The 23234-nt window shown below is 71.1% G+C and carries 15 protein-coding genes and 3 tRNA genes; 7 read left to right on the top strand and 11 right to left on the bottom strand.

All coding sequences use genetic code 11. The annotated features are described in order from the left end of the window. Positions 1-117: 117 nt before the first annotated feature. Positions 118-1782 (bottom strand): metallophosphoesterase family protein, encoded by a 1665-nt coding sequence (locus AB0F88_RS16285; protein ID WP_362683551.1) that lies wholly within the window; start codon positions 1780-1782, stop codon positions 118-120. A 296-nt stretch (positions 1783-2078) separates the two neighbouring features. On the opposite strand from AB0F88_RS16285, the gene AB0F88_RS16280 reads away from it, so the two are divergent. Beyond that, positions 2079-2600, top strand: a complete 522-nt coding sequence (locus AB0F88_RS16280) for a hypothetical protein (RefSeq protein WP_362683548.1) — start codon at positions 2079-2081, stop codon at positions 2598-2600. A gap of 122 nt (positions 2601-2722) precedes the next feature. On the opposite strand, the gene AB0F88_RS16275 is transcribed toward AB0F88_RS16280, so the two are convergent. The 3 genes from AB0F88_RS16275 to AB0F88_RS16265 all read right to left on the bottom strand — a co-directional run bounded on the left by AB0F88_RS16275 (position 2723) and on the right by AB0F88_RS16265 (position 9450). Further along, complete coding sequence (locus tag AB0F88_RS16275; protein WP_362683545.1) at positions 2723-4081, bottom strand: alkyl sulfatase dimerization domain-containing protein; 1359 nt, start codon at positions 4079-4081, stop codon at positions 2723-2725. A gap of 300 nt (positions 4082-4381) precedes the next feature. Continuing rightward, positions 4382-8146, bottom strand: a complete 3765-nt coding sequence (locus AB0F88_RS16270; RefSeq protein ID WP_362683542.1) for a S8 family serine peptidase — start codon at positions 8144-8146, stop codon at positions 4382-4384. Between the two features lie 1058 nt (positions 8147-9204). Further along, complete coding sequence (locus AB0F88_RS16265; protein ID WP_362683539.1) at positions 9205-9450, bottom strand: hypothetical protein; 246 nt, start codon at positions 9448-9450, stop codon at positions 9205-9207. 1 nt (position 9451) lies between these two features. On the opposite strand from AB0F88_RS16265, the gene AB0F88_RS16260 reads away from it, so the two are divergent. Beyond that, positions 9452-11881 (top strand): RICIN domain-containing protein, encoded by a 2430-nt coding sequence (locus AB0F88_RS16260; protein ID WP_362683536.1) that lies wholly within the window; start codon positions 9452-9454, stop codon positions 11879-11881. Positions 11882-12258: 377 nt separating this feature from the next. Here the strand turns inward: AB0F88_RS16260 and AB0F88_RS16255 are convergent, their stop codons facing one another. From AB0F88_RS16255 to AB0F88_RS16235, 5 genes are all read right to left on the bottom strand, one after another. Continuing rightward, the gene (locus AB0F88_RS16255) at positions 12259-12510 is read right to left on the bottom strand and encodes a helix-turn-helix transcriptional regulator (RefSeq protein ID WP_362683533.1); all 252 of its coding nucleotides are present in this window, start codon (positions 12508-12510) and stop codon (positions 12259-12261) included. Positions 12511-12604: 94 nt separating this feature from the next. Beyond that, positions 12605-12679 (bottom strand) — tRNA-Val (locus tag AB0F88_RS16250). Between the two features lie 17 nt (positions 12680-12696). Next, a tRNA-Cys gene (locus AB0F88_RS16245) sits at positions 12697-12767 on the bottom strand. Positions 12768-12792: 25 nt separating this feature from the next. Next, positions 12793-12864: transfer RNA gene (locus tag AB0F88_RS16240), tRNA-Gly, on the bottom strand. 154 nt (positions 12865-13018) lie between these two features. Continuing rightward, positions 13019-13681, bottom strand: coding sequence for an amino acid-binding protein (locus tag AB0F88_RS16235; RefSeq protein WP_362683530.1), 663 nt, complete (start codon positions 13679-13681; stop codon positions 13019-13021). Positions 13682-13772: 91 nt separating this feature from the next. Between AB0F88_RS16235 and dusB the strand changes: the two genes are divergently transcribed. The 4 genes from dusB to AB0F88_RS16215 all read left to right on the top strand — a co-directional run bounded on the left by dusB (position 13773) and on the right by AB0F88_RS16215 (position 19277). Beyond that, positions 13773-14894 carry a tRNA dihydrouridine synthase DusB gene (gene dusB / locus AB0F88_RS16230; RefSeq protein ID WP_362683527.1) on the top strand — a complete coding sequence of 374 codons (1122 nt, stop codon included), beginning with the start codon at positions 13773-13775 and terminating at the stop codon, positions 14892-14894. Between the two features lie 200 nt (positions 14895-15094). Next, positions 15095-17056 (top strand): TRAP transporter fused permease subunit, encoded by a 1962-nt coding sequence (locus AB0F88_RS16225; protein ID WP_362683524.1) that lies wholly within the window; start codon positions 15095-15097, stop codon positions 17054-17056. After that, positions 17053-18024, top strand: coding sequence for a TAXI family TRAP transporter solute-binding subunit (locus AB0F88_RS16220; protein ID WP_362683521.1), 972 nt, complete (start codon positions 17053-17055; stop codon positions 18022-18024). Before AB0F88_RS16225 ends, AB0F88_RS16220 begins: the two co-directional genes overlap by 4 nt. A gap of 188 nt (positions 18025-18212) precedes the next feature. Continuing rightward, a complete protein-coding gene (locus AB0F88_RS16215; protein WP_362683518.1) occupies positions 18213-19277 on the top strand; it encodes a sulfite oxidase in 1065 nt (354 codons plus the stop codon). 170 nt (positions 19278-19447) lie between these two features. On the opposite strand, the gene AB0F88_RS16210 is transcribed toward AB0F88_RS16215, so the two are convergent. Next, positions 19448-21700: an excinuclease ABC subunit UvrA gene (locus AB0F88_RS16210; protein ID WP_362683515.1), complete on the bottom strand. Its 2253-nt coding sequence runs from the start codon at positions 21698-21700 to the stop codon at positions 19448-19450. A gap of 63 nt (positions 21701-21763) precedes the next feature. On the opposite strand from AB0F88_RS16210, the gene AB0F88_RS16205 reads away from it, so the two are divergent. Next, the gene (locus AB0F88_RS16205) at positions 21764-22726 is read left to right on the top strand and encodes a YafY family protein (RefSeq protein ID WP_362683512.1); all 963 of its coding nucleotides are present in this window, start codon (positions 21764-21766) and stop codon (positions 22724-22726) included. On the opposite strand, the gene AB0F88_RS16200 is transcribed toward AB0F88_RS16205, so the two are convergent. After that, on the bottom strand, positions 22693-23211 hold the full coding sequence (locus AB0F88_RS16200) for a DUF2087 domain-containing protein (protein WP_362683509.1): 519 nt from the start codon (positions 23209-23211) through the stop codon (positions 22693-22695). The genes AB0F88_RS16205 and AB0F88_RS16200 overlap by 34 nt on opposite strands. Positions 23212-23234: the final 23 nt, after the last annotated feature.

Raw genomic sequence — 23234 nt, 5'->3', positions numbered from 1 at the left:
GGCATGGTTCGGTTCGGCGCGGCGCCGACCTGGCGCCGGCGTGGCTTGGCGTGGCTTGGCGCCGGTACCTCCGGGCGCGGGGCCGCCGTCACGGCCGCCCCGCGCCCGGAGAGGTCACTACCTCGTGACCGTGATGACCGGACTGGTGATCTTCTGGTTGGCGCTGTCCAGGTACACCACGTAGGTGTCACCCCTCTTCGCCCTGCTCGGCAGCCTGAAGGTGTAGGTCAGGCGGCCCAGCTCGTCGGCGGCCCGGACGCCGATCGAGTCGTCCCCGTGTCCCCTGTCGCGGTCGTCGGCCTTCCTCAGGTAGACGGACACGCGCTCGTCCGGGTCGTAGCCGTACGCGGAGATCTTGAGCTCGCCGCGCGTCCCGACGGTGGTTCTGTCGACGGTGACCTGCTCGCCGACGGTGTTCTCCGGGGTGCGGATCTCGTTGACCGTGCGCTCGCCCGCCTTGTTCTTGCGGATGACGAAGCCGTCGTGGTGCTCGCCGTTGGCGTAGCGGGCCTCGAACGTGATGTGGTCGGCCTCGACGTCGATCAGCTGGTAGAGCTGGGTGTTCTGGCTCCGGCTGACGACCTCGGCGCCGTTGCCGGTCCAGTTCTCGCCGTTGTTGAGGTCGTACATCTTGCCGCCGGAGACCGACACGACGTAGGCGACGCCGTTGTTGACCGTGACCGACTTGCGGGCGGTCGCCACGTTGCCCCGGCCGTAGGAGTGGTCGTGGCCCTGCAGGACCAGGTCCACGCCGTACTTCTCGAGCAGCGGGCCCCACTGGTCACGGACGGCGGGGTTGTTGCGGGTGCCGGTGGTGGAGTAGACGGGGTGGTGGAAGGTCACCACCGTCCACCTGTTCGGGTTGTCCTTGAGCAGGCCCTCCAGCCAGGTGGCCTGCGCGGCCATCAGGGCCGGGTTGCCCTGCACGTTGGAGTCCAGGCCGATGAAGCGCACGCCCTGGTAGTCGACGGTGTAGGCGGTCTGCTTCAGCTCCGGGTTGCCCGGCCCGTTGTCCGGATAGGGGAACTGCGGCCGCCAGAAGGCGGACAGCCCGCCGCTGTACTCGTGGTTGCCGGGGATCGAGATGTTGTTGACCTGGCTGTCGATGAAGCCGGCGGCCTTGTACCACTGGCCCCACTGCTCCTCGCTGTTCGCGGAGTCGATGAGGTCACCGGCGTTGACGATCATCTTCGCCCGCGGGCGGTCGGCGAACGCCTGGCGGAAGACGCGCGGCACCGCCGAGTCGATGTAGTTCTGCGCGTCGCCGTAGTAGATGAATGAGAACGGCTGCAGGTCGGCCGCCGCGGTGGTGAAGTCGCTCCACTCGGCCCAGTTGGTGCCGTCGCCGACCCGGTAGGTGTATCGGGTGTTCGGCTTCAGGCCGGTGAACTCCACCGTGTGGTAGGTGGAGGCGTACCCCAGGGTGGTGTTGACCGGGGTGCTGACGGCCGCCTTGACGTTGACGACCGCGCCCGCGGCGGGCGCGACCTCGCCGAGCGCCCGCGGGGCCTCGAGGATCTCCGCCTGCGCCGACTCGGCGTCGGCCACGGCCCGCCAGGTGACCTTCTGGCTGGTCGACGGGGTGGTGGTCGGGGTCAGGATGACCCGGTCGGGCATGGGGGAGGGCTTGTGGATGTCGGCGGCGGGATATTTCGGCGGCGCGGCCGCGCCGAACGCCACCGGGCCGAACGCCAGGCCGCTGAGCAGCAGCACGCCCGCGCCCGCCACCGTCAGCTTCGTTCGCCGGGATCCGGTGGGCCGGGGCATGTTGACTTCGCCCATCATGAGCTCTTTTCCGGGGGAGGAATCGCTGTCCACCGAGGGAGTGCGGTGGACGTCCGTATTGATCCAGAAAAGATCATCAAATGCCTGTATTGAGTATTGCGTCCCGATGAACATGTTCCCTCTGGAACCTGTGACCCCGGCCGTACCGCCGATGTCGCCGGAAGTCCGCGCGCTCGCCACCCTCCGTTGCCCGGGCGTTCCGCGGACCACGCCTATGGTGTGGCCGACCAGCCGTCGAACAGCGGAATCGCTCCCCGGGTGAAGAGCCGCTTCCCGAGGAACAGGATGTCCCGTTGACCGTCACCCGCCAGGCCGGCACCCGGCGGCTCGCCCGCCGATGGACCCTGCTTCTCGGTCTCGTGGCGCTCGGGACGCTGCTCCCGCCGCCGACCGTGACGGGGACGGCGGGGACGACCGTGCCGACGATCAAGGACGAGACCTTCGTCACCGCGCGGACGAGCGGGATCCTGCACATCGAGGCGGGGGAGTGCTTCACCGACCCGGCGTACTCCGGGGAGGCGGCAGAGGTCGTCGTGCTGTACACGCCCTGCCACGAGCGGGCGGCCAACCAGGCGTACGGCTTCGTGCACGCTCCCGACGGCGAGTGGGATCCGGCCGCGCTGAGCGCGTTCGCGTGGCAGGGCTGCCGGCGGGGGTTCGACAGCCACTGGAGCGGCGAATCGGCCTCGGGGCTGAACTTCTACCCGGTCCTGCCGACCCGGGAGACCTGGGCCGGCGGTGACCGCGACGTCATGTGCGTGGTCTACAGTCCCGGCGGCCCGATGGACGGCTCGGCGCTTCCCATGGCGAGCTGAACGTTCACAGCGGAGCTCGGCTGGTGGGCGGCGGGCGGTGGGCGGCGCGAGGGCACGCCCTTGCGCCGCCGGGGCCGGAGCCGGGGCAGAAGGCAGGAGGCAGGAGGCAGGAGGTCAGGAGGTCAGGCCGGGGCGTCTCCCGCTGCCTTGCGCGACTCCTCGGCCGCCCAGGTGAACACGCCCCTCGCCATCAGCGACGCCTCCGACTCCGCCCTGGCGGCGAACACCTCGGCCCGCACCCTGTGCAGCGCCGCGTCGTCCGGTGCGGCCTGCACGGCCATCTCGGCCAGGTGCCCCGCCAGCCGCTGGTCTCCCGCGGCCAGTGCTCCGAGCGCGGCCTCGCCCAGCCTCCCCGCGCCTCCGGCCAGCTCCGCCACCGCCGCGGCCAGAGCGGCCTCGGGCGCGGGCTTGAGGTTGGCCGGGTTGCCGTCGTACCAGCCGCCGTACAGCCGCCAGATGTTGCGCACCACGAACTCCGGCTCGTCGTAGTGCGGGCGCAGGTAGGGCCGCTCCGCCAGCCGCGCGGGGGGTTGTACGGCACGCACGGTGTCCTCCAGCCTGGCGCCCTCGTTCAGCATCTCCAGGGTGCGCTCGACCATGAACTCCAGCCACTCGGTCGTCTCGGTCAGCGCCTGCTCGACCCGGTCGGCGCCGAAGACCGGGGCGCCGTGGCCGGGCAGCATGATCTCCGGCCGCAGCTCGACCATCCTGCGCAGCGCGATCGCCCACTCGCGCGGGTAGCGCTGCGCCTTCTGCGGGTTGCCGCAGTTGGGGGTCACCCATATGAACAGGTCCCCCGGCAGCAGGATGCGGTGCGAGGGCACCCAGCCGACGCTCGCGTCGTCGGTCTCGCCCATGGCGTGGAAGAGGTCGACGTGGCCGAGTGACATCACGTCGCGGTAGGCCACGTCGGGATAGCGGTACTCGGTGGGCCAGGTCAGCTCGGGAGCCTGGAACTGCCGCCGGTTGACGACGGCGTTGTAGCCTCCTGTCAGCACGTAGCGCTCGAAGCGGACGGCGACCGCCTCGTGCCCCACCACCGTCGGCCTGGGCCGTCGTGCCGTGTCGGCCTCGGCGTCGAACGGGCCGACGCCCGAGACGTGGTCGAGGTGCCCGTGGGAGTAGACCGCGGCGGTCACCGGGTCGTCGGTCCAGGCGTGCAGGTCGGCGTGGAGCCGGTCCGCGTCGAAGGGGTTGCCCGTGTCGAACAGGGTCACCTCCCCGCCGTGCCGCAGCGCGATCACGTTGCCGAAGCCGCTGCGGAAGCCCACGCCGTCGACGATCTCCACGAAGCCCTGCCCGGCGAGGCCGGTGTGCACGATGCTGTCGGGGACCTCGCCCCGCCACACGGTGTCGGCGTACTCGGTGATGTCCATGGGGGTCAGCCCTTCCTCGACGTCGTCCGCCGCGCTCCGGCCGGTGCCCGCGACCGGATGCCGCGTCCTCCGCCGTCCGGGATCGATGCGGTCCTTGGAGAACAAGCCCATTCCAGCCGAGCGGCACCGCATATGTCACCATTCGCGGGTGGTTCAACCCGAGGCGAGCGCGTCTCGTGGGCGGTCGGCGGCGTCGGCCCGGCGCCGGAGTCGCCGGAGTCGCCGGAGTCGCCGGGGTCGCCGGGGTCGCCGGGGTCAAGGCCACCGTGTTCACCCTGAACGGACAGGGCGTTCGTACGGAACGGGGGCCGGTTCCGCTCGTGGGACAGCGGACCGGCCCCCGGACCCTTCGTGACCTGGGCGCCGCCGGCCGGTCGCCGGCGGTGCCCCGTCCCGCGGCCGGGACTACTTGAGGCCGAAGGCGCGGGTGACAGTCTGGGTGACGCCGCTGCCGTCGCGCTGCTCGGCGGTGACGCGGATGGACACGTGTTCGGCCCGGTGCGGTGCGTCCAGGGACGCCCGCCAGGTGCCCTTCCTCTCCTTCAGGCTCTGTCGCCGCCAGGCGGCGCCGTCGTAGGAGACCTCGAGCTCGACTGTGGAGACCGCGTCCTGGGCGGAGTCGCCGCCGACCACCACCGGTGTGATGGAGAGGTCCGAGGTGCGCTCCGCGCGGCCCGCGGCGTCCAGGTCCGTCCCGTAGTCCAGCTGGACGAGCGGGATGGCCGCCACCCCCTCCTCGGGGGCGCCGGAGGTGAAGCGCCACTCGGTCCGGGTGGCGGTGGAGTAGGGGTTGACCCTGCCGTCGTTCCCGGTCTCGACCACCAGCCGGTACGGCAGCCGCTGCGGTGCCAGCTCACCGACGTTGAGCTTGGGCCAGCCCTCGATCTGGGCCACCTGCCTGTCGCCCTGGTACATCGTGACCCTCTGCGACTGGCCGGACCCGCCGCTGTGCGCGGCTCCCGCGTCGCCGAACCCCTGGACGTAGGCGCTGAGCCCGTGCTCGCCGCGGTACGGGATGTCCGTGCCGATCAGGCGCGGCCGGTAGATGGGGCCGTACCAGCGGTCCTGCTGGACGCTGCCCGGCCGGTAGGACAGCACGTCGGTCTTCGACGACCCCCAGCCGTCCAGAATGGCGGTCTGCTGCCACTTGACCCCGTCCCCGGCGGAGACCCAGTCGGTACGCCGCCCCGGCGCGACCGGCTTCAGGGCGAAGGGGATGCCCGAGTAGTACTCGTAGGGCGGGTAGTCCGTCCGCGCCTCGGTGACCTGGTTCCCCGGCGGCGGGGTGAAGTCGAGATCGATCCGGGCCAGGTCACGCGGACCCGTCTTGGCGGAGGGATCCTGGGGCACCTGTCCGATGTGGTAGTCGACCAGGTCGTACAGGTACTTCGGCGCGGGGTGGGCCTCGACCGTCAGCCGGATCCCGTGCCTGCCCGCGGCGGCGAGCCCGTCGATCAGCGTCTTCCCCTCGTCCATGGTCAGCGAGGCGACCGGGAGCGGGCCGGTCGAGACGGCGTCGGGGGCGCCGTACCAGTCGCTCCCGCGGCCGGTGCCGTCGTTGACCACCAGGAGCAGCGCCGCGCCGGCGGCGTGCGCCGCCTTGGCCTGGTCCGCCGGGGCCACGGCGCCGTCGCGGATGACCACGGCCTTGCCGCGGGCGGACAGGCGGGCGTAGTCGGCCGGTGAGCCGGTGCCGGCGAAGACGGCGTCCAGCCGTGAGGTGCCGTCCGGCAGCGGCCGGGAACCGGGCTGGACGAGGACGTCGTCGAGCTGGTGGCCGGGGTAGGTGATCCGCATCGGGGTCTGCTCGGCGCGGATCCTGGTGGTGAGGACGAAACTGCCCCGCTTCACCTTCTCCTTCGTCGGGAGGGCCCACAGGCTGTCGTACGTGGCGGACGGCATGATCGTCTCTCGCAGGGCGGCCCAGTCGGAGGGCGTGGGTTCCTGCGAGGTGAAGGAGCGGTAGATGTCGAGCCGGCTGTCGGCCACGGCGCTCGGCAGGGATGTCGCCACCTTCACCTGGCGTGCCTGTGAGGCGTCGAGCACCACCTCCCGGTCGGCCGTCAGGTCGACCTCGGGAGCGGCCAGCACCGCGAGACCGAGGGAGTTCGGTCCGTGCCGGCCCGTCACGTCCGGGAAGGACAGGAGCGTGTAGGAGCCGGGCGCGAGGCGGCTGGTGACCGTCCCGTCCTGGACCCACAGGAAGGCGCTGGTCCCGTCGGCGCCCCTGATCTCGACGTCGCCGTTCACGAGACGGCCGGCGCGGTCCTTCAGACGCACGGTGAGGTCGTACTTCTCGGATTCGACGGCGACGCCCACGGCCGTGTGCACGTCACCGGATGCGTGCCGGGCCCTGACCTGGGCGGCGTACTGACCCGCCGCGAGCCCGTCCGGGTTCGCCGTGACGCCGACCGTCGCGGTTCCGCGGGCGGGCACCGTGACGTGGTCGGCGGCGAGCGTGAACACCCCCGCGGGGGAACCGCCGGGGGCGAGGGTGAGCTCCAGGGTGAGGGGGCTCCCCGTGGTGTTGGTGTAGGTGATCTCCCGCTTGATCGGCTGCCGCCGCGTACCGGGCGACCACGGGACGAGTCCCGCGTCCACCGATCCGGTCGCGACGATCTGGTCCCGCAGGTAGGCGCCGGCCACGTCCAGCCGGCCGGTGCCGGCCTGGTAGGGGGTGTAGTCGGGGGTCGGCACGCTGGTGCTCATCAGAGCGTCCTTGATCTGCCGCCCGGTCCACTCCGGGTGCTTCTGGGCCAGCAGCACCGCCGCCCCGGCGACGTGCGGCGTCGCCATGGAGGTGCCGCTCTCCAGCCGGTAGTGGCCCTCGCCCCCGTTCATGTACTGCGAGCGCGCCGCCAGTACGTCCACGCCGGGAGCGGTCAGGTCGGGTTTGAGCCCGTCGTCGCCCGTGCGTGGCCCGGCGCTGGAGAAGCCGGCGAGATGGTCGGAGGCGTCCACCGCGCCGACGGTGAGCGCGGCGTCCGCCGTTCCGGGCGCGCTGACGCTGTAGGGACTCTGCCCGCTGTTGCCCGCGGCGATGACGAAGAGCGCGCCCGTCTCGGCGCTCAGCAGGTTCACGGCCCGGCTCAGCGGATCGTCCTGGGTGTGCCAGACGCCGACCCCCAGGCTCATGCTGATCACCTTGGCGCGCTGGGTGCGCGCCGCCCACTCCATGCCCGCGATGATGCCGGATATCGGCCCGGAGTTGGTGTCGTCGAGGACCTTGCCCACCACCAGGTCGGCGCCGGGGGCGACGCCCCGCTCCTTGCCGCCGGAGGCGGCGCCCGTGCCGGACAGGGTGGAGGCGGTGTGGGTGCCGTGCCCGTTCCGGTCGACGACCTCCTCGCCGGGAATGAAGCTCTGGGAGGCCACGACGCGGTCCACCAGGTCCGGATGGGTGGGGTCGACCCCGCTGTCCAGGATGGCGACCCGGACCCCGGCGCCCGTGCCGCCCGCGGCCCAGGCCGCGGGGGCGCCGATCTGCGCCGTGGTGTCGGCGAGGGTCGCCTTCGCCTTGCCGTCAAGCCAGACCTTGTCGATGCCGGCGGCGAACCGGGGCGTCGCCGCGGCCTTCGGCGTGCCTTCGGACCGGGCCGAAGGCCGCTGCCCGGCGTCGGTGAGGGCCGACCAGAAGGTCGCGGCCTCCGCCCGGCGGGCGCGGACGGCCGCACCGCGCACGGAGGGAAGACTCAGCGTGGTCTCGGCTCCCGGCAGCGACGGGCGGCCGGCCCTGAGGGCGGCCGAGTCCTTCGTGTGAGTGACGATCAAAGGGAGTTCGCCGCTGCGCGCGTCGTCGTAGCCCAGGTCGATGAGCTGGGTCACGTCGAAGAGTTGCCTGTCGAGCCGGTCGGCCGCGAGATAGGCGACGGCCTCGTCGGGATACACGTAGGTGTGCCCGCGTTCGGTGGCGACGCGCACCGAGCCGGTGGCGCCCGGCGCGCGTACGACGTCCACCAAGGGGGGTCCGTCGGATCTCGGCGTCACCTTCACCTTGTCACCGGTGATCAGCGTCACCGTGGCGGGCGCGCTGCCGGGCGTGCTGCCGGTCTGGGCCGGTGGAACCGTGGGCGGCGAGGCGGCGCCGTACGCCGTCAGCGGGGTGACCATGACAGTAATCAGGGTCGCGGCGAGCGACGCCGCAGTACTTCTGGGGGTGGGGACCCTCACATTACCTCCATAGTCGACGATCGGGACGAATGACATCACCTCCGAACAAGCTCTGTAAAGTGCCTGTTATTACTATGCTGTTACCGAAACGTGTATTTCATTTACTTTTCGGTCATATCGGCATATATGCGACAGTCGTTCCACGCCTGACGATCCCTCCCCGCCTGGCCGGTCGCTCCGCGTGCCGGTCCCGGGGCTCGACGCGAACGGTGATTCGGTGCCGTGCGGAGAGGCGTCAGAGGAGATGTCAAGAAGGCGGGAAGGCGGAATGGTGACGGCCCTGGGCGCCACGCGTTTTCACGGTGCGCGTCCGCCGGTGATCATTGGCCGTGCGCCCAAACCCGGCAAGCCCGGCCCGGGACGTCCGTCCGGTTCTCGCGACCAGCGCCGCGCTCCCCTTGCGGACGCAACGGTCGCCCGAGTGCGGCGGTGAAGACGCAACCCCTGTCGCCGCTGTTGTAGTGGTGCGGGAAGTCTCCGAGGGCATCGGTGCGTTCGTCATTGCCGGCGTAGGGCCGTAGGTGGGCCCATTCCTCTACCAGGCGCCCGACGGCATCGAATCGATTCGTTTAACTGTGAAAGTTCGACACAGGTCCGGATGGTCCTGAGCATGCCGATTCGATCTTGGAACCGTGTTCGAGGCGTCCAACGCAGCATGAAAATTACACGACGTCTAGGACCGCGTGATCTCATCAGGCCTGATGGGAGCCAGACGGCCGAAGTGATCCGATCTCTGCGGAACCTGAGCATTGACAGGTGGGAGTTTGGACCCTACTTGTGATGTTCGGCCATGCCGTCGAACCGATACGACACTCCCATTACGAGGAGACAGGATGCCTTCTCAAGCCGTCGGCTTTCGCCGACGAACGGCGACGGCCTGAACGGGCGGGTGGTGGCGCCCGCGGAGGGGCGGCCGGACCCGGGAAGTGCCTCACAAACGGGATTCACCCGAAAGGATTACCGATGAAGCGGAGCGATCCCTCCTCCCGTCCTCGGCGTAGGGCGAGCAGGTGGCCGGCTGTGATGGCGGCCTTACTGCTGGCCGCGCTGATCGGGCCTCAGCCGGCTGTGGCGGCACAGCGGTCCGCGTCGTCGGAATCCACCGCGTCGGAATCCACCGCGTCGGAATCCACCGCGTCGGAATCCACCGCGTCGGAATCCACCGCGTCGGAATCCACCGCGTCGGTCGCCGCCGCCGCTGGAGACCTCGACGGCTTCACCGCGGGCAATGCCGCGGTCGCCTCGGTCGATCTCGCCGGGACGTGGAGCTTCACTCCGGCGGGCCGGTCGACGACGTCGATCAAGGTGCCCGGAGGTGGCTGGTACAAGCAGGGGTTCACCGATGTGTCCCAGGCGGTGTACTCGCGTACGGTGACGGTGCCGGACTCGGGGCAGCCGCAGTCGGCGTGGATCGAGTTCGGCGCCGTGAACCACCAGGCGACCTTGTCGGTGGACGGCCGGGTGGTCGCGACGCAGACCACGGCCTTCACTCCCTCGAAGTTCGACATCAGCGCCTACGCCGCCCCGGGCACCACTCATACGATCAGCGTCGATGTGAAGGGCCGCGGCGCGTTGAAGGCATCCAACGGCCGGTACCTGGTGCCCGACGCCGCCGACTGGTCCGAGGCGGTACCGCAGGGGATCTTCCGGTCGGCGTTCCTGCGGGTGTACCCGGCGGTGTACGTCAGCGACACATTCGTGCGTACGTCGGTGGCGAACAAGACGTTGAGCTACGACGTGTCGGTGCGTAACACGTCGGGCAGTTCCCGGTCGGTGACGTTGACCGGGTCGTTGTCGTCCGACAACGGAACGGCTTTCAGCTACCCGCAACTGCCCAGCCGTACGGTCACCGTGGCGGCCCGCTCGACCGCGACCGTGACCGTCGGGTCGGTCGCGTGGAACCTCGACAGCACCTCGTACTGGTGGCCCAACGTGCCGTACCGGTCGGGGTACCGGGCGCAGCTGCACCGGCTGGCGGTGCGTGCCGCCACCGATGACGGGCACACCAGCGACGCCACGTACCGGTTCGGGTTCCGGGAGGCCACCCAGAACGGTGAGTACTACTACCTCAACGGCGTGCGCGTGAACTTCCGCGGCGACAACCTCCAGGGTGCCGACTACGACCGGGTCAACAACGGAGGCAAGGGCGACGCCTTCGACACGCTGCCCGGATTCCTTCCGCCTTCGTCGGGCAACGGCGGCTGGCCGCAGGCCGTGGACAACTACCAGCGGCTGAACTTCAACGTGGTGCGCATCCACCAGGAGCCGGCCAGTCCGTACATGTTGGATGTCGCCGACGAGATGGGCCTGATGATCATCGGCGAGACCGCGATTCGCGGCTCCTCCGGCAAGCAGGATTGGATCGCCGGGCACGACAACATGGTCAACCACGCCCGTGCGCTGGTCCTGCGCGACCGCAACCACCCCGCGGTCATCCGCTGGAGTCAGTCCAACGAGCCGAACCAGAGCGGCCAGGATTCCGAACAGTTCGAGAAGGACCTGTACGCGGCGATGAACGGCGCCGACGGCACCCGGCCGATCATCACCGAGGTGGGCGTCAACGGGAATGTCAACGGCTATCCCGGGATGACGTACGCCAACTTCGCGGTGATCCCGCACTACGTCGACGGCTTCGCCAGGTACGGGGAGCGCCTGATCACCGTGAACGGGCGGCCCGACGGCGAGGGCGAGTACATCTGGCCGGCATGCAACACCAAGCAGGGCTTCGAGTGGTTCGCCACGGCAACCCTGGCCAAGCGCGGCAAGGACGCCAGCGACCTGCGTCCGTACACGCTGCTGTCCGCCTGGGCCAGCGTCGTGCCCGGAGTGCGGACCACCGACTTCGTCCCGGAGGAGGGCGGTCGCCCTGTCTACGGCGCGGACAACCTGACCGACCCGTGGAGCAACCCGCAGTTCCAGCGCGTGCAGGCGGCGTTCAACCCGGTGGCAGCGGTCGACCTGCCGTACTGGTCGGCCTCCGGCGTCTCGGACTCGAACGGCACCTTCCCGCTGCCGCAGGCCGTGCCCACCTACGCCCGGAACGCCACGGTCACCCGCAACATCACCGTCTTCAACGACGACTTCGCCGACACTTCGGTGGGCTTCACCTGGACGGCGCGGCTCGACGCGCCGGACGGCGCGGTCGTCGCGTCCGGAAGCACGACCCTGACCGTCCCGCTCGGCTCGCGGGTCACCCAGCCGGTCACCTTCACCACACCGGCGAGCGGCTCACGGGTGTACCTGGTACTGACGACCACCAAGTCGGGCACCACGACGTTCAGCGACGCGGTCGAGTACTTCAACCTCGGCGCAAGCGGACCCGCACCGGGCAACTACCGCATCGTCAACCGCAACAGCGGCAAGCCGCTCGCTGTCGCGGGCAATTCCACCGCGGACGGTGCCAAGGTGGTCCAGCAGAGCGGCACCGCCACCTGGACCATCGCCACGGCCTCCGACGGCTCCTACACCCTCAAGTACGTCCCGAGTGGAAAGATGCTCGACGTCAACGCCGGCAGCAGCACGGCCGGGCTGCAACTGCAGCAGTGGACGGCCAACGGCGGCACCAACCAGAGGTGGTATCTGCGATCCACCGGCAACGGCTACTACACCATCGTCAGCTACGGCAGCGGACTGGTGGCGGACGTCTCCGGTGCGGCGACGAACGACGGGGCGCAGGTCGTGCAGTGGGCCGCCAACGGCGGGGCCAACCAGCAATGGCAACTGAACCCGGCCTGACCGGACGACCCGGTTCTCGCCTGCTGCCGCGGCGTCGACCGCCACCCCTGGCCGCTCGGCCGTGCAGCCAGGGGTAGCGGCGAGATGTCAACTCCGAACGTCGGCAAGCGACCACCACCGAGCACCTTGTCTCCGCTCCCATCGGTACGGGCCGGCAGACCACCGCAGTGAACGCATCGAACCGCCTCGCTCGCGAGCGGTAGGCGCCCGTCATTGATCGAACCCCCATGGGGGTTCGATCAATGACGGCTCAATGGCTCCCCACGCTGATGGAGGTTCCGCAACCGTCGGCCAGCTCCTACAACCATGAGGAGATCCACATGGCTTGTTCGCACAGCTCGGGGGCCGCAGCGTTCGACGGTCCATGGTGATGGGCGCTACGGCCGTTGAACCGCGCCGGGGTACATCAGGGTCTCCATGGCTCGCAGGGTGGATATCAGGTTCGGTGCCTCGTCCGGTCGCTCCACGGCCTCGCACCATGCCTGGATATCCGTCTCCGACGGTGTCTGACGGCCGTTCTCCAGCTTGCTGACCTTGGACGCCTGCCAGCCGTACCGGACAGCCAGTGCAAGCCCTTTCGGAGAACGCTCGGCCGGTTGGCGGATTACGGGCCGGCGCAAAGTCGGCACCCATGCTGATGACACCTGGAGAAAGCGGAAGGCCGCCAAGGTCCTTGAGAAAGGACTCTGGCGGCCGTTCTTCGATCGACCCGTGGACGGGCGGTGGTGGACGATACAGGGATTGAACCTGTGACCCCTTCCGTGTCAGGGAAGTGCTCTCCCGCTGAGCTAATCGTCCGCATGGGGAAGGACCAGAGGTGGAGACGGGATTTGAACCCGTGTAGACGGCTTTGCAGGCCGTTGCCTCGCCTCTCGGCCACTCCACCGGAGTGAGAGCCCGAAGACCCTTCGAGCGGAAGACGGGATTCGAACCCGCGACCCTCACCTTGGCAAGGTGATGCTCTACCACTGAGCCACTTCCGCGTGTTTCCCCCGGGTTTCCCACCCGGTGGCGACGAGAGAACTGTAGCGGGTTTTCCCGGCGGTTGCGTAACCGTGCGTTCAGCCGCCGGCCTCGTGGCCGCCCGCGCGGACCCGCCCGCGGCCGTCCGTGCGGAGGGCCCGGTCAGGTGATCGTTCAGCCGTCCTGCTCGGGCGGGCGGCGCAGCTGGCGGGCGACGACCCGCTCCACGGCGGGCAGGGTGAGGAAGATCTCCAGGATGCGGGTGAGGCGGTGCACCTCGATGCGGTGGAAGGCGGGGCCGTCGGCGCGGGCCAGCAGGAAGGTCAGGGCCAGCGGGGGCAGCGGGGCGGCGATCACGTGCAGGCCGGAGTCGAGGGTGAAGGCCGCCGGGCGGATGGGCGTCTCGTCGGGGAAGGGCACCTGCTCGGGGGCGCGCCAGCTGGAGTGGACGATCGTGCGAGGGCTCTTCTCGGTCGCCGCCGCCGCCCAGTCGGCGCTGAACAGCACGGGCATGGAGTCGAGCAGGGTGGCCAGGGCGCGGTCGCCCGCGGTGGTGATGTATTTGAGGATCTCCAGCTCCGGGTAGGTGCCCGGCGCCTCGCGCGTGCCCCAGACGCCCTCGATCGTCACCCCGGGCACGCTCTCCAGCCCCTCGACCAGGCTCTCCCTGGGGGCGGAGTCCGGCCAGTAGACGGTGATGTCGTCCAGCGCCCGGCCCTCGCCGCGGTCGAGGACGACCACCTGGGTGATGTCCGCGCCCGCGACACCGAGGACACGGGTCACCTTCCCCAGGGAGCCCGGCTGATCGGGCAGCGCGATCCGCAGTCGCAGCAGCATCCGCGGCCTCCCCTGTCACGTTGATCTACGCAAGGGACACCATACCCAGCGAGGATTCGTCCTGCTCGTCACAGTGCGGTAGAAAAGCCAGGTGGAGTCGCTGAAGCTGGGATCACTGGAGGTATGGCCGCCGGTCGTCCTCGCCCCGATGGCCGGGATCACCAACGCGCCGTTCCGCACCCTGTGCCGGGAGCAGGGCGGCGGGCTGTTCGTCTGCGAGATGATCACGACGCGGGCGCTGGTGGAGCGCAATCCCAAGACCTTCAAGATGATCAGGTTCGAGCCCGAGGAGAGCCCGCGCAGCATCCAGCTGTACGGGATCGACCCGGTGACCGTCGGCAGGGCCGTCCGCATGATCGCCGAGGAGGACCTGGCCGACCACGTCGACCTCAACTTCGGCTGCCCGGTGCCCAAGGTGACCCGCAAGGGCGGCGGCTCCGCGCTGCCGTACAAGCGGAACCTGTTCCGGGCGATCCTGCGCGAGGCCGTGCGCAACGCGGGGACGCTGCCGGTGACCGTGAAGATGCGCAAGGGCATCGACGACGACCACCTGACCTACCTGGACGCCGGGCGGATCGCCGTCGAGGAGGGCGTCTCCGCGATCGCGCTGCACGGCCGCACCGCGATCCAGCACTACGGCGGCACCGCCGACTGGGAGGCGATCGCGCGGCTCAAGGAGAGCGTGACGGAGATCCCGGTGCTGGGGAACGGCGACATCTGGAGCGCCGCCGACGCGCGCCGCATGATGGACGAGACCGGGTGTGACGGGGTCGTCGTGGGCCGGGGCTGCCTGGGGCGCCCGTGGCTGTTCGCGGACCTGGCGGCCATGTGCGAGGGCGACGAGGAGCTGAGCCGCCCCCTGCTGGGCGAGGTCGCCGCGACCATGGACCGGCACGCCACCCTGATGGCCGAGTGCTTCGAGAGCGAGCGGCACGCGGTGGTCGACTTCCGCAAGCACGTCGGCTGGTACCTCAAGGGCTTCACCGTCGGCGCCGAGCTCCGCCGCCGCCTGGCCACCGCGGAGAGCCTGGCCGTCCTCCGGGCGGGCCTCGCCGAGCTCGACGCCGCCCAGCCGTGGCCCGACGGCGTGGACACCCCCCGGGGCAAGACCAACCCGCGCGACCGCGTCCACCTGCCCGCCGGATGGCTGGACGACCCCTACGACCTCGCGGTTCCCAGCGCGGACGCCGAGAACGACACCTCGGGGGGCTGACGGCGCCGGGGCGGCCGCTCCCGGCCGCCCGGTTTTCGGTCCTCCTCTCCGGACATTTCGCCCTCTTCGTGCGTTCCGTGCGGCCCGACGCCTCCCGCACGGCAGGTGTGACGCGAATGTGACCGCGCCCTGACGGACGGGCGTCAGTGATCTATGTAATCTGCGGTCAAAGGTCGCGGCTCACACGTGGAGACGGCGGTTTGACAGGCACCACATCGGCGGGATCGGCGGGCGACACGACGACGGGCGCCGCGTCGGCGGACGAGTTGATCGCGGAGTTCGACGCGGAACGGCCCGCCCGGCGGCTGTCGGGCTGGGTGGCCGGGGCCGTCACGCTGGTCGCCCTCGGGTTGTCGCTGTACGTCCTGTACCGGGCCTTCCGGCCCGCCTCCGTGCTCCCGTACCGGATGATCTTCCTCGCGGTCGTGCTGCCGCTCACCTTCGTCTGCTACAAGCCGGGGCGGCGGGGCACCGACCGGCCCGGCGTCGTGGACTGGGCGCTGGCGGCACTGGCGCTCGCGGCTTGCCTGTACCCGCTGGTGGTCTTCGACGACTTCATCCGGCGCGCCTTCGAGCCGACGACCCTCGACGTGGCGGCCGGGGCGGTCATCGTGCTGCTGGTCCTGGAGGCCTGCCGCCGCACCGTCGGATGGATCCTGCCCGCGGTCTGCGTCGCGTTCGCCCTCTACGCCTACTACGGCGGCTACCTGCCCTTCGACTGGGTCATCGGGCACCGCGGCTACGACATCGACCGGATCCTCGTCTCGTTCGTGATGGGCACCGACGGCGTGTACGGGGTGCCGCTCGACGTGGCGGCCACCTACATCATCCTGTTCACCGTCTACGGCGCGGTCCTCGACCACTCCGGGGCGGGGAAGTTCTTCGTGGACGTCTCCCTGGCCGCGTTCCGCCGCTCGCGCTCCGCCCCGGGCCGTACGGTCACCCTCGCCGGGTTCCTGCTCGGCACGGTGAGCGGTTCCGGCGTCGCGACGACGGTGAGCGTGGGAAGCGTCGCCTGGCCGATCCTGCGCAGGGCGGGATACCCGCCCGAGCAGGGCGGGGGAGTGCTCGCCGCGGCGGGCATCGGGGCGATCCTGTCGCCTCCCACGCTCGGCGCGGCGGCGTTCATCATCGCCGAGTACATGCGGGTCGGCTACCTCACGGTGCTGCTCTACGCCACCATCCCCACGGTCCTGTACTACCTGGGCATCTTCCTCGCCATCGAGATCGACGCCCGCACGTACGGGACGCGGGCCGTCGAGGTGGACGCGCCGAGGTTCTGGCCGCTGGTCAGGCGGTTCGGCTACCACTTCAGCTCGCTCTTCGTGATCGTCGTCCTGATGGCGCTGGGCCAGTCGCCGTTCCGCGCCGTGGTGTACGCCACGCTGCTGGCCGCCGCGCTCTCCTTCCTCGACAGGGAGCACGCCCTCACCCCGCGCAGGGCGGCGAGGGCCCTGGCGGCGGGGACGACCGGGGTGCTGCCGGTCGCGGCGACCTGCGCCGCCGCCGGGCTCATCGTCGCCGTCGTCACGCTCACCGGTCTCGGCCTCAAGGCGAGCTCGCTGATCGTCGGGGCCTCGGGCGGGATCCTGGCCGTCACCGCGCTGCTGTGCGCGGTCGCGGTGCTCGTGCTCGGCCTCGCCGTGCCGGTGACCGCGTCGTTCGTCATCGCGGCGGTCATCATCGGGCCCGCGCTGACGGATCTCGGCGTCAGCCAGGCCGAGGCGTACATGTTCATCTTCTACTACGCCGTGCTGTCGGAGGTCAGCCCGCCCACGGCGCTGTCGGCCTTCGCGGCGTCGGCCATCACCGGTGGCAACGCCTACCGGACCATGATGGCGACCTGGAAGTACACGCTTCCCGCGTTCCTGGTGCCGTTCGCCTTCGTGCTGACCCCCGGCGGGGCCGGGCTGCTGGCCCAGGGCACGATCGGGGAGATCCTGGCGGCCACCGGGGTCTCGGCGCTCGCGGTCGCCGCGCTGGCCGCCGCCACCGGCGGGCGGCTGCTCGGCCCGGCCGGGCCCGTCGAGCGGGTGCTGTGCGCGGTGGCGGCGGTGCTGCTGCTGTTCCTGTCCCCGCTGCCCGCCCTCGCCGGGGCGGGTCTTCTGATCGTGGCCTTCTCCCTCCATCTGGTGATGCGCAAACGAGAGGCAGTTCATTGACCGTCAAACGCGTGGCCGTCCTGCTGGCGGCGGGAGTCCTGTTCCTCGCCGGGTGCGGCGGCGACCGGTCGGCCGAGCAGAGCGCGGGCCAGAGCGGCGCCGCGGGCAAGCGGCTGTCGATCGCCACCGGCAACACCACCGGCGTCTACTACGTCCTCGGCGGGGGGCTGGCCGACCAGATCGGCAAGAACCTCCCCGGATACCAGGCCACGGCCGAGGCGACCGGCGCCTCGGTGGAGAACATCCAGCGGGTCGTCAGGGGCGACTCCGACATCGCCTTCACCCTGGCCGACTCCGCCGCCGACGCCGTCACGGGCAAGGGCGCGTTCACCGCGCCCCAGCCGATCCGCGCCGTCGCCCGCCTGTACGACAACTACACCCAGGTGGTCGCCACCGCCGAGTCCGGGGTGAAGTCCGTCGCCGACCTCAAGGGCAAGCGGGTCTCCACCGGCTCGCCCAACTCCGGCACCGAGGTGATCGCGCTGCGCCTGCTGAAGGCCGCCGGTCTCGACCCGGAGAAGGACGTCACCCGGCAGTCGCTGGGCCTGCCCGAGAGCGTGCAGGCCGTCAAGGACGGCGACCTCGACGCACTGGTCTGGTCGGGCGGGCTGCCCACGCCCGGCCTCACCGACCTGCTGACCTCGCTCAAGGACAAGGTCGTCTTCGTCCCGCTGGACGGGGTGCTGCCCGCGATGCAGGCCGAGCACGGCCAGGTGTACGCCGCGGGAACGATCGCCAAGGACGTCTACGAGACCCCGGCCGACGTGGCCACGATCTCGGTGCCCAACCTGCTCGTCGTGAACGAGAAGATGGATCCCGCCCTGGCCGGGAGCCTGACGAAGCTGCTCTTCGACCGCAAGGCGGACCTGGAGAAGGTCCACCCCGCGGCCAAGGACATCACCCGCGACAACGCCCAGAAGACCGAGCCGGTGCCCCTGCACGACGGCGCGAAGAAGTACTACGGCTGATCGGCGGTCCACGGTCCCCGGGCCGCACGGGCTTTCGGCGCCCGCCCGATCACAGGCGTCGTCCGACCCCGGCCCGCCGCCGGAGCGGCGGGCCGGGGTGCTCGACCTCGGGCTCGGCCGGAGCCGTGTTCGTGTCCCCGGCTCCGGGTATTCCGAAGCGTGTGAACATGTGGGGCAAGAGAGATGACATGGTGGTCCACGGGACCGATCCGTACAACGCCGAGCCCCCGCCCGGCGCCTTGGCCGATCAGATCCTCACCCCGATCGACACCTTCTACAGCCGCAACCACGGTCCCGTCCCCGACCTGGATCCGGGGTCCTGGCGCCTGACCGTGGACGGCCTGGTCGAGCGCCCGCTGACGCTGTCCCTGGAGGACCTGCGCTCCGGGTTCCCCGAGATCGACGTGGTGGCGACCCTGCAGTGCGCGGGCAACCGCCGGGCCGGTCTGCTCGAGGTGCGCGACATTCCCGGTGAGGATCCCTGGGGGCCCGGCGCCACCTCCACCGCCCGCTGGAGCGGTGTCGGCCTGGCCGAGGTCCTCGCCCGCGCCGGGCTGCTCCCCGAGGCCGCGCACATCGCCTTCGCCGCTCCCGACGTCTCCCGGCTCGCCGATCCGGTCCAGCCCTACGGCGGCTCGATACCCGTGGCCAAGGCCGCCGGCGGGGACGTCCTGCTGGCCTGGGCCATGAACGACCGGCCGCTGCCCCCGGCCCACGGCGCCCCGCTCCGTGTCGTCGTCCCCGGCTGGGTCGGCGCCCGCAGCGTCAAATGGCTCCAGCGCGTCACCGCGCGGAAGGAGCCCTCGGACAACTACTTCCAGGCCACCGCCTACCGCCTCCTGCCCCCCGAGGCCGACCCCGCCAAGGCGGGACCCGGTGACGGCATCTCCCTGGGACCCGTCGTCCTCAACACCGCCATCCTGAGCCCCGCCGACGGCGCCCGCCCGCGGCCGGGCCTCACGCGCGTCACCGGCTACGCCTATGCCGGGGACGGCCGCACCGTCGCCCGCGTCGACGTGTCCCTCGACGGGGGAGACAGCTGGATCCAGGCGGATCTCGGCGAGCAGGCGGGTCCCTGGGCATGGCGGCACTGGCACACCACCGCCGAACTGGGGGAGGGCGAGACCGTGATCACCGCCCGCGCCTGGGACAGCTGCGGGGCCACCCAGCCGGAGTCGGCCCGGCACGTGTGGAATCCCAAGGGGTACGCCAACACCTCGTGGTCTCGCGTCCGCGTCACCTGCGTCCCCTGAGGAGACGTCAACGAGACACCGGGGGACGCCGAGGGGACGCGAAGGGGTGCGAGGGGACGCGAAAGGGCGCGAGGGGACGCGAAGGGACACGAGGGGACGCCGCGCCACGGACCCGCCACGGACCCGCCGCGAATCCGGTGCGAACCCGGTGCGGGCGTGCGACGGACCCGCTACGGGCGGGCCAGGTCGCGGCGGAGGTGCTCGGCGGTGAAGGAGTCCCGCGCGTCGAGGAGGCGCAGCGGCGTGCCCTCGAAGACCACGGTGCCGCCCCGGTCGCCGCCGTCGGGGCCGAGGTCGACGATCCAGTCGGCTTTCTTGATTACGTCGAGGTTGTGCTCGATGACGACGACCGTGTTGCCGCCGTCCACCAGGCTGTCCATGATCCCGATCAGGTGCTCGACGTCCGACATGTGCAGCCCGGTCGTCGGCTCGTCCATCACGTAGACGCTGCCCTTCTTGTGGAGCTCCCCCGCCAGCTTGATCCGCTGGCACTCGCCCCCCGACAGGCTGCTGAGCGGCTGGCCGAGGCCGAGGTAGCCGAGGCCGACCTCCCGCAGCGTCCGCAGCGTGCGCAGCGGTCCCGGCTCGGCGAAGAACTCCGCGGCCTCGTCGACCGTCATCTCCAGCACGTCGGAGACGGACCTGCCGCGCAGCGTGTGCCGCAGGACCTCGGGCCGGAACCGCCGCCCCCGGCACACCTCGCACCGGGACGTGATCCCGTCCATGAACGCCAGGTCGGTGTGGACGACCCCGAGGCCCTGGCACTGTGGGCAGGCGCCCTTGGAGTTGAAGCTGAACAGCGCGGGGCTCACCCCGCCCGCGGCGGCGAAGAGCCCGCGGATCTCGTCCATCAGCCCGGTGTAGGTGGCCGGGTTGGACCGGATCGAGGTGCCGGCCGCCGCCTGGTCGATCACCACCGCGTCCGGGTGCCCGGCCAGGAGCGCCTCGTTGACCAGGGTGCTCTTGCCCGAGCCCGCGACCCCGGTGACCGCGGTGAGCACCCCGGTGGGGAAGGACACCGTGACGTTCCTGAGGTTGCGCGCGGTGGCCCCGGTGACGGTCAGCGCGCCGGTCGGCTCCCGGAACGACGCCTTGAGCGGCGGGTTGCGGCGCAGGTGCCGCCCGGTGAGGGTACGGGCCCGCCGCAGGCCCTCGACGCCGCCCTGGTAGACGATCTCGCCGCCGTTCGTCCCGGCGCGCGGCCCGAGGTCCACCACGTGGTCGGCGATCTCGATGACGTCGCGGTCGTGCTCGACGACGAGCACGGTGTTGCCCTTGTCCCGCAGTTCGCGCAGCAGCCCGTTCATGCGCGTCACGTCGCGCGGGTGCAGCCCGATGGTCGGCTCGTCGAAGATGTACGTCATGTCGGTCAGGCTGCTGCCCAGGTGCCTGACCATCTTGATCCGCTGCGACTCCCCGCCGGAGAGGGTGGGCGTCGGCCGGTCCAGGCTGAGATAGCCGAGGCCGATGTCGGCCAGGTGCCGCAGCCGGTCCAGGATCGCCGGGACCATCGTCGCCGCGACCGGGGCGTCGATCTCCGCGACCACGTCGGCCAGGTGCCGGACCTCCATCGCGGCCAGCTCGGCGATGTTGCGTCCGTCGATCCGGCAGGCCAGCGCGGCCCGGTTGAGCCTGGCCCCCGCGCACAGCGGGCAGCGCCGCGCCGAGGCGAACGCCGCCATCGCCTCCCGGCCCGCCCTGCCCTCGACGTCCCGCCTGACGTGGAGCCGGTCGAACCGCTCGGCCACGCCCTCGTACCTCTGCGGCACCGTCCCGCCCCGGTCCTCGAAGGTGACGTCGGCCCCGCTCCCGTACAGCAGCGTGTCCCACTCGGCGTCGGTGTAGTCCGCCAGCGGTCTGTCGTTGTCGAACAATCCCGAGTGGGCGTAGATCTTCCAGTGCCAGTTGCCGACCCGGAAGCCCGGCAGCAGGATCGCACCCTCGTTGAGCGACCTCGACCGGTCGAAGGCCAGGTCCACGTCCAGGGTGACCTTCCGGCCCACGCCCTCGCACTCCGGGCACATCCCGGCCGGGTCGTTGAAGGAGAACGCGTTGGAGTAGCCGGCGGGCGGCGTGCCGGCGCGCGAGTAGAGCAGCCTCAGCAGCGGGTTGATGTCGGTGACGGTGCCGACGGTGGAGCGCGAGTTGCCGCCCAGCCGCCGCTGGCCGACGACGACGGCCGCCGAGAGGTTGCCGATGGCGTCGGCGTCCGGCCGGCCGTGGTGGGGCAGGCGGTTGCGGGCGAAGGAGGTGAAGGTCTCGTTGAGCTGGCGCTGCGACTCCGCGGCGATCGTGTCGAAGACGATGGACGACTTGCCCGACCCCGAGACGCCCGTGAAGACCGTGATCCGCTTCTTGGGGATCCTCAGCGAGACGTTCCTGAGGTTGTTCTCCCGGGCTCCCGCTATCTCGATGTGGCTCATGCCGCCGACGCTAGCCACGGTTTAGGTCAGATCCTGGCCGCGACCGGTGGCATCGTGGACGGCATGGCGGACACCACGGGACGGGTGCTGAGACTGCTGTCGCTGCTGCAGGCGCACCGGGAGTGGCCGGGGCCCGAGCTCGCCGGGCGGCTGGAGGTCAGCCCGCGCACGCTCAGGCGCGACATCGACCGGCTGCGCGAGCTGGGCTACCCGGTGCGCGCGACCACCGGCCCGGCCGGGGGGTACCGGCTGGAGGCGGGCACCGCCATGCCGCCGCTGCTCCTCGACGACGAGGAGGCCGTCGCCATCGCGGTGGGCCTGCGCACGGCGGCGAGCGGCACGGTCGCCGGGATCGGGGAGACCTCGGCCCGCGCGCTGGCGAAGCTGGAACAGGTCCTGCCCTCCCGGCTGCGCCTGCGCGTGCACACCCTGCAGACGCAGACGCAGCCGGTGGCGCCGATCGGGGCGACGCCCACCGTGGCGGCGGCCACCCTCGCGCTGCTGGCCCAGACCTGCCGGGACCGCGAGCGGATCCGCTTCGGCTACCGCAGCCGCGACGGCCGGGAGGGCTGCCGGGTCGCCGACCCGTACCGGCTGGCCTCCACCGGGCGGCGGTGGTATCTGGTGGCGTGGGACACCGGCAGGCAGGACTGGCGGACCTACCGGGTGGACCGGCTCAGCTCCCCGCTGGGCACCGGCGTGCGCTTCCCGCCGCGCGAGCCGCCCCCCGGCTACGTCGAGGAGTCGATCGTCGCGCCCATCGGCGGCCACCGGGCGGTGGTCGTCGTGCACGCGCCCCTGGGCGTGGTCGCCGAGCGCTTCTCCGGGCCCGGCTGGGTGCTGGAGGAGCTGGACGAGGGCAGCTGCCTGCTGCGCACCGGCGGCGACTCGCTGGAGTGGCTGGCGCTCACCGTCGGGCAGCTCGGCCTGGACTTCACCGTACGGGAGCCGCCCGAGCTGATCGACCACATCCGGACCCTGGCCGCCCGCCTTCAGGCCTCGACGGAGCCGCCGCTGCGCCAGTAGACGTTGTTCTCCCTGCTGAGCATGGCCTCGTCGACGAGATAGCGGCGCAGCGCCGCGTAGTCGTCGTGGAAGGCGCGCAACGCGACGTTGACCTCCTTCTCGGAGTATCGGACCCCCGGCTCGAAGACCTGGACCACGTAGTCGAGCACGACCAGCTGCTTGTCGCGCTTGGTGGGGATCGCCCGCAGCCGTCCCTCGACGAGGAAGGACTGCAGCACCCTCTCCTCAGGGGAGACCGGGGCGGCGGGCCTGGCCGTGGCGTGCAGCAGCTCGCGGAAGCGCTCGCGCCGCACCCCCCACTCGCCGCCCTGCGCCCGTACGGCGAGCCCGCCGCGTTCCAGGCGGTCCAGCGCGCGCCTGACCGCCTCCCTGTCGAGGCCGGACTCCTCCTCCGGCTTGCCGCCCAGCACCAGGGCGGCAAGCACCTTCAACGTGTCTTCCTGGTACAGCAGGCCCAGCACCTGCCTGATCGCGTCGTCGCTCATCCCGCCATTCTCGCCGGTCCCGG

It is taken from the genome of Streptosporangium sp. NPDC023963 (assembly GCF_040639135.1).
Lineage (GTDB): Bacteria > Actinomycetota > Actinomycetes > Streptosporangiales > Streptosporangiaceae > Streptosporangium.
Note: the sequence above shows the minus strand (reverse complement) of the source record. Positions and strands in the feature narration are given on the sequence as shown.